At 41.3% G+C, this 7,376-nt stretch carries 6 protein-coding genes and 1 pseudogene; 2 read left to right on the plus strand and 5 right to left on the minus strand.

Going from position 1 to position 7,376, the window contains the following annotated elements:
• Positions 1-165: 165 nt before the first annotated feature.
• Positions 166-1,827 (plus strand): uroporphyrinogen-III C-methyltransferase, encoded by a 1,662-nt coding sequence (cobA, locus tag F6K46_RS36960; RefSeq protein ID WP_075900988.1) that lies wholly within the window; start codon positions 166-168, stop codon positions 1,825-1,827.
• 285 nt (positions 1,828-2,112) lie between these two features.
• Here the strand turns inward: cobA and F6K46_RS36965 are convergent, their stop codons facing one another.
• The 4 genes and pseudogenes from F6K46_RS36965 to F6K46_RS36980 form a co-directional block, all read right to left on the minus strand.
• Positions 2,113-3,099, minus strand: a complete 987-nt coding sequence (locus tag F6K46_RS36965) for a methyltransferase (protein ID WP_075900986.1) — start codon at positions 3,097-3,099, stop codon at positions 2,113-2,115.
• A gap of 68 nt (positions 3,100-3,167) precedes the next feature.
• Positions 3,168-3,938, minus strand: coding sequence for a hypothetical protein (locus tag F6K46_RS36970; protein ID WP_075900984.1), 771 nt, complete (start codon positions 3,936-3,938; stop codon positions 3,168-3,170).
• Positions 3,939-3,997: 59 nt separating this feature from the next.
• The gene (locus F6K46_RS36975) at positions 3,998-4,771 is read right to left on the minus strand and encodes a phytanoyl-CoA dioxygenase family protein (protein WP_293066526.1); all 774 of its coding nucleotides are present in this window, start codon (positions 4,769-4,771) and stop codon (positions 3,998-4,000) included.
• A 491-nt stretch (positions 4,772-5,262) separates the two neighbouring features.
• Positions 5,263-5,457: pseudogene (locus tag F6K46_RS36980) on the minus strand (hypothetical protein); the annotation flags it as partial.
• Positions 5,458-5,681: 224 nt separating this feature from the next.
• Between F6K46_RS36980 and F6K46_RS36985 the strand changes: the two are divergent.
• Positions 5,682-5,993, plus strand: coding sequence for a hypothetical protein (locus F6K46_RS36985; RefSeq protein WP_293066529.1), 312 nt, complete (start codon positions 5,682-5,684; stop codon positions 5,991-5,993).
• Between the two features lie 426 nt (positions 5,994-6,419).
• Here F6K46_RS36985 and sfsA read toward each other — a convergent pair whose 3' ends face one another.
• Positions 6,420-7,151: a DNA/RNA nuclease SfsA gene (sfsA, locus tag F6K46_RS36990; protein WP_293066531.1), complete on the minus strand. Its 732-nt coding sequence runs from the start codon at positions 7,149-7,151 to the stop codon at positions 6,420-6,422.
• Positions 7,152-7,376 lie beyond the last annotated feature (225 nt).

The raw sequence follows: 7,376 nt of genomic DNA on the forward strand, positions 1-7,376 counted from the left end.
GTTCTTTTAGCTCTTGCTTTTCTTCCGGACTCAAGTTCATGAGTTTTAGTAATTATTAGAAACTATTTATCATTAATAATATCATGATATCATGATTTTGGTATTTTTGCAAAACTGAGATGCACCCGAACTTTGTACCTAACAGCAATTGCAAACCGCTATATAATGACTAATCACAAAAAGGGAAAAATTTACATCGTAGGTGCTGGTCCAGGAGATGTTAACTACTTAACCGTAAGGGGGCAACAACTACTGACTGAAGCTGAAGTGTTGGTCTATGATGCTTTGGTAGATTCCCTTTTATTGCAACTGGTGCCCTGTGATTGTCAACTGTTTGATGTTGGGAAACGGGGTGGACGCCCTTCTACACCCCAAGCTACGATTAACCAACTACTAGTAGACCAATGCCAACAAGGCAAGCAAGTGGTAAGGCTAAAAAGTGGTGACCCGTTTATTTTCGGGCGCTCTAGCTCAGAAATTCAGGCATTGATTGCTGCTGAGTGTCAGTTTGAGGTGATACCAGGCATTTCCTCAGCCCTAGCAGCTCCCTTACTAGCGGGAATTCCTTTAACAGACTCAGTTTTGAGCAAATGCTTTGCGGTTGTCACTGCTCATCAGCCAGAGCAACTAGATTGGGAAGCACTAGCAAGAATTGACACCTTGGCGATTTTAATGGGAGGACGTCATCTAGCAGAAATTGTCCAGCAACTGCAAAACTATGGGCGATCGCATCAGACCCCGATTGCTCTGATTCGGAATGGTGGACGCCCCCAGCAACAGGTTTGGCTGGGTACTTTAAGCACTATTGTAAACCAAACCCTTGGTATCTCCCTCTCACCTGTGGTAATTGTAGTTGGTGAAGTAGTGGGGTTAAGGGCATTTATGGGATTACCTGATCAAGACCAGTTGCAAGACGAGTTGAACAGTCAAGGTTGTCAAGACAAGCATCAACCGGCAACTGAAACTACTAAGCCGCTTACTGGAAAAACCGTCTTAGTTACCCGTTCCGCTAGTCAATCCCAGAAATTTAACCAGCTCCTGGAACAAGAAGGAGCGACTATTATCGAAATGCCCACCTTGGTGATTACTCCTCCTTCCAGTTGGGCTGGATTAGATTATGCGATCGCTAATCTCGCTAACTTCGATTGGTTGATTCTCACCTCTAGCAATGGGGTGGATTACTTTTTTAAACGATTACTGGATAATGGTAAAGATGCCCGTGCTTTAGTCGGGATTAAGATTGCTGTGGTGGGTAAGAAAACTGCTGCGAGTCTGAAACAACACAATTTACAACCGGAATTTATCCCACCAAACTTTGTAGCTGATTCTTTGGTAGAACATTTTCCAGAGTCTTTAACTAACAAACAAGTGCTTTTCCCCCGAGTCGAAACCGGTGGGCGAGAGGTGTTAGTAAAAGAACTAACCGAAAAAGGTGCTCAAGTGGTAGAAGTTGCTGCCTATGAATCTCGTTGTCCAGATTACATGGCTCCTGCTATTTTAGATGCTTGGCAACAGAGAGCAATAGATATTGTTACGTTTGCTAGTTCTAAAACCGTCAAGAATTTTTACAAACTTCTCAAGCAAGCCTTTAACTCTTCAACGGAAACTAACCTACCCCACTCTAATGCCGACAGCGAACAATCTGCACCCTCAAAAACTCTCCATTCCCTTTTAGACAATGTCTGTATCGCTTCCATTGGTCCCCAAACATCCGAAAGCTGTCGCCAGTTGTTAGGCAGAGTAGATGTAGAAGCAGTTGAATATACTTTAGAAGGTTTAACTGAGGCGATTGTAGCATGGGAGACTGAGAGAGGGGGAAAGACATAGGGTGCATCTGATTGGTGGAACAGGCATCAGGCGTGGAACAGGCATCTTGCCTGTTTCAATCCCTACTAAACAGCCTTATTTGCCAGAAATAGGAGTTTTATATCATCTCAGAATAATTACCCTTAATAATAAAAATCTCCCTCGGTGCGCTTTCCGTAGGCGAATTAAATTCGCCACGGGTCGCACCGCTCCCTATCTCCCCATCTCCCCACATTCCCCTCCTGGGAGGGGTTAGGGGTGGGTCCCACCCTCTCCTTAATTATGGGTATTCAAGCAGACTTGATATTAGGGCTTTTCCCCAAGGATGAGAGTTGTTTGTGTAGGCAAAGGAATAACCTTAATATTTTTAAATCCTGTCTTTTCGAGCCATAGGGCAATTTCTTCTTTAGAGCGATTGCCCGATTCGGAATGAAAGCCAATCATTAAGTACAGTTCCATCATTGTACTGCGCAATGACTGCTTAGGATTATCTTCTGGATTTATAAACTCCTGCACGATCAGCAATCCACCTGGCAATAGAGCATCGTAAGCTTTGGACAATAGCCTCAGACATTGCTCCGGAGATATATGACGCAAGACTGCAGAAAGCAGAACAACATCATAGTCCTGATCAAACTCAGTGGTATGAAAATCCGCCGGACATAGGGTAATTCGCTCTTGGAGATTGTATTGCTTCAAGAGGCTGAGGGCGATTTCTAAAGGTTCTTTGAGATCGACAACTACAGCTGTTAAATTAGGATTAGCATTACAAAGAGCAATGCTGTAGCTTCCAGAGCCTCCCCCTAAATCCAGCATTTTACGCCTATTGTTCAGGTTAGTATATTCAGCCAGCACTGCTCCTTGTCCTGCCATAGCTAGGTTATGCCGACCTTTGATATAGCTTGTCCAATAGGTAGCAGCATCAACAAAACCATTCTCAAAGGGAAAATCTGGTCTGCCTTCACGGATGAGCTGGTCTAGATTGCCCCAAGTGTACCAGAAATTGGTAATATGGACTATGTAATCACCTTGATACTCTGGCTTGTTTGGTATTAAAAATTTAGAAGCGACTTGAGAGTTTTTAAAATTACCCTCTTCTTTTTCCAGCAGACCTAATCCAGCACAGGATTCAAGAAAAGCTTGGACAAAACCAGGATTAGCTTTGAGGTGATCGGAGACTTCTAGGGCAGAAATAGGTTGTTCCAGTAAAGGAAATATTCCAAGTTTTATCGCCGCTCTGAGAACCGCAGAGTTCCAGAAGCTAAAACATATATTGTCGATGGTGTCCTTCATTTATACTTATCCTAAATCTACATCCACGTTATTGTCAGATAGTGTTAGAGCTAGTTAAATTGGCCAAATTATACCTCTTGATATAATTTCTCATAAAACGGCAGACAATCTTCCACTATAGGTATTAGGTCATCAGGTATATTGATCGCTTTTTCCTCATAAGGAAGAAAACCGCTAGAATTCCTCACTGTGGAATACCAACTTGGGGCAAAGGATGACAATGATAAGTTTGAGTCTTTTAGTTCAGGTTCCCAACTCAGCATTTTTTCAGAAAATGTTACCTCCAAGTTTGCGCATAACCTTTTCAGAATATCTTTGGGATTTCTGACAAACTCCGTTGAGTCAATAACCAGCGGGGAGTTTCCTGTCAATGCTTTAACGTCTTGAAATATAGTGTAAAGGTCTGCTATGCCGATATCATGGAACGTTACGTTCCCCAAAACTTTGTACCAAGATAAAACGATCTCTTTAGGGTCTCTAATCAAAAAAACGTTATGAAGAGATTTAAGCCAGTCTCTGGAAAATTCCGGGAGAGCATGTTTTGCAATGTGTTTTTGGAATGAAAAAGATGCACTATTGGGTAAACTTCCAGTAATTTGTTGAATTACCTTCTCATAGTTGCTTTCAGTGGATTCAATAATTTCTTGACGATGAGGATGATTGAAACCATGTTTCAACAGGTACGGAGCATAAAATGGTTCATCAAAAATTAGACAACCATCTAACTGTTCAAAAGCTCTCGTCATCAGTGTTGAACGACTTCTCGGGCAAGTCCATAGGGCAATGTGTTTATTTGTTGTCATCCTGTTTATTCCTTTCTCAACTCCAAAATTAGGCATTAGATTAACGCTGCTCAAACAATCTAATTTGTTCTGCTCCCACTCTTTGTTTCAATGGTTTATAGGATTAAGGCTTGGTCTGGTAAAGGTTTGATTGCTCTATAGTCTCGACCAACTAAGAAGTCAGGACGCGGATTGTCTACGGCAATCGGAATATTGTCAATACTATTATAGGTTATAATTGCAATTTTTCTCGAAAATGGAGAAATATTATTAGCTGAGCCATGAACGCAATTAGGATGAAAAAATAACACAGTTCCCGGTTTACCTTTGGGCGCTTCTATTCCATATTTTTCTACTAGCTTTATAATGGTTTGTTCTGGGGTAGTGTATTTAAGGTTGGACTGAAAACTCGATATCCATTTGGAGTCTTCTGAAGCAGCATAATCTTGCTCAATTTGGTTGAGAGAGCTAATTACTCCTTCTTGATGGGAACCAGGAATAAGACAAAGCGGTCCATTGAATTCGTTTACTTCTTCTAGAAAAATAACAACATTTACCGCTCGTGGTGTTGGCATTCCATCTTCTTTTTGCCAAAAGATATAATCTTGATGCCACGGCCATAGATCACCACTAAAGGCAGCTTTGAAGTTAATTTTTAATTGATGTATGTAGACTTGGCTGCCAAGAAGTTGCATGGCTGGCTCAACAATTAGAGCGTTTTTTGATATCTTATCCAACAAGCCATTTTCAGTTGGATCTTCGTGGATACCTCTTACTGTCGCTTGATCTTCTTCTAAAACTGTTCCTGGTGTATTTTTCCAATAAACAGTTGATAATTTAGCTGTTATCGCTTTAATCTGAGCTTTATCAAAAAGATTATCTAACAGCAAAAAACCATTTTATTGGTAAGTTTTTTGTTGCTCTTCTTGTAGGTACATATCTCAAACTCCGATTTAAATTAACTCAACGACTCCATCGACTTCAGTCGATGGGTTTATTTTCGGACTGAATGTCCTCCACTGGCGAAAGCCGCTTATTATTGTATCAAATCTCTTGAGGATATCCGATACAATAATAAGCCTCCGACTTGAGTCGGAGGTAATTGAAAAAGTAATCCAAAACCTTCGACTAAAGTCGGAGGATGGAAAACATCGACAAAAGTAAGGTTACAATACATGCCTTCGGTAAAAATATTATCATATCCCTTTTCTTTGACTTTGCGAAAACATCTGCCATTTCCCAGTTCTAGAGCTGAGAGTATATTAAGCGATCAGCCTCCGGCATGGCTTCCCTCTCCGGCATGGCTTCCCTTACGCCAGATTTTTGTCTAATAACGTTAGGATTCAAGTGTGGAGAGACCGGATGAGGATAGGAGGTTGGGTTAAATCACCCGATTGAGCCATAAGAGTTTGCTCCCGTAGCGTGACCTTCGCTCAAAGAAATCCATCACCGAACCTTCCTGGAAGCGAGAAATTTTGAAGACGGTGAGTAAATTAGCGGTCTGCTCAAAACCTTGGAGATAACGAGAGTTACCACTAACCTTGCCCTTGGTCACTGCCAAAGGTAAAGACCTCTGTACTCTCTATAAAAATCCCCTTTGCCCCTCTGGGCTTTGGTTTCAGCCTTAACTAAGTGCCATTTGAATTAAATCCTTTTTAATGGAATCCCACAACTAACAAGAAGCCAAAATGGCAAGACAGAAAGAATTTATTTAGATAGATTAATCCTGTCGAAGATTTTACAAGGTTACCTAATTAGGTAATCCCAATAACTCACTTTTTTGAACAGGAGATTTTTCCCATGGATAAGTATCTAACCACTGATTTGGAGTTCATCGCAAATTTGTCAGAGGATGAACTCAAGGAGATTGCAGGAAGCCAAGGCAGATCTAAAGACTTTGGCAAGGGCAAAGTTGATGATGACCGCGATGATGAACGGGATGATCATGACTTTGAGTTTAAATTTGATGACGATGACTTTGACTTTAAATTTAAGTTCACAATACCTAAGCGCTTTGTGCCTAAGAAGAGTCCTTTTGTGATTAAAAAGTTTCCCGTTAACTTTAATCGCGTTTTTGTCTTTAAGCAGGTTTTTACCATTAAGAATCACTAATACTATAGCGTTTGTATCTGGGTTGTGAACATACTCCCAAAGGCCAAGAGGCAAGAGGCAAGAGGCAAGAGGCAAGAGGGGAAAGAGATCCTCACTTTTATTGTCCAATAAAACAAGACCATACAAGTTTACATCTCAAATACAAACGCTATAGTTCAGGTTATGGATGCTAGACTTTAGCTATTTGGGATAAGAGAAGATTACTCAGAAGGCTTAATAGTGGCGTAGTTTGCTAAGGTTGGATTTGATTAAAGATTAGATCAAATCCAGTGTCTTGATGCAGTCGCTCATGGGGATAGACTGCATCGCTACCTAAAATCCCTCTATAGTTAATTAACTCTTGCCTCTTGCCTCTTGCCTCTTGCCTTTACTTAAGGGATTTTATTAACAACTCAAAGACCAATTATATATAACCTACTAACACCCTCAACACTCAAAGGTTGCTAACCCCAAATAGCGAACTCCTGACGGGGTAATTTCAAAGCGACAAGGCAACACTTCCAAACCATTACTAACTGCTTCTCTTAAGAGTTTACCATAGTCTTGGTCATACTTATCACCAGGAGAAAAGTGCAAACAATCAGCACGATTAATAAAATAAAGCATCACGGCTCGTGCTTCAGGAAGTAGTGCCATTAGTTCTTGCAGATGTTTTTGTCCACGAGTAGTAACTGTATCAGGGAATAAAGCACGATTCTCTTCAGCTAAGGTAGCACTTTTCACTTCTAAATAAATCGGGCGCTCTGAGCCAGTCAGTAAAAAATCCACGCGGCTTTTCCGTTCTTTTCCGTAACGCACCTCAGGGCGAATTTCGCTGTAGCTGTCCGCTAATTCGGGAATCAGTTTTTGTTCCAACGCTAACTTAATCACTCGATTAGGTAAAGCCGTATTAACCCCTACCCAAGTGGGTTCATTGTCCTTGACCTGAATCATTTCCCAAGTGTATGGTAACTTCCGCTTTGGGTTATCACTATGGGACACTTGTACAGGAGAGCCAATGGTTGAAACTCCGATCATTGGGCCAGTATTGGCGCAGTGAGCAGTAATAATTTCCCCTGATGGCAGTTCAATATCTGCAAGAAAGCGTTTGTAGCGTTTGAGTAAAGTTCCAGCTTTTAGAGGTGGGTAGGAGTAAATCAAGTTATTGTCATTAGTCATGGAAAATTGTGGATTGGTTAATTGGTTAAGGGAGTCGGGAATTTAGAATTTAGAATTTAGAATTTAGAATTTAGAATTTAGAATTGGGAATCGGGAATCGGGAATCGGGAATCGGGAATCGGGAATCGGGAATCGGGAATCGGGAATCGGGAATCGGGAATCGGCAACAGGGAATCGGGAATCGGGAATCGGGAATCGGCAACAGGGAACGCTAATATTACTCCC

It is taken from the genome of Moorena sp. SIO3E8, assembly GCF_010692445.1.
Classification (GTDB): Bacteria; Cyanobacteriota; Cyanobacteriia; order Cyanobacteriales; family Coleofasciculaceae; genus Moorena; species Moorena bouillonii.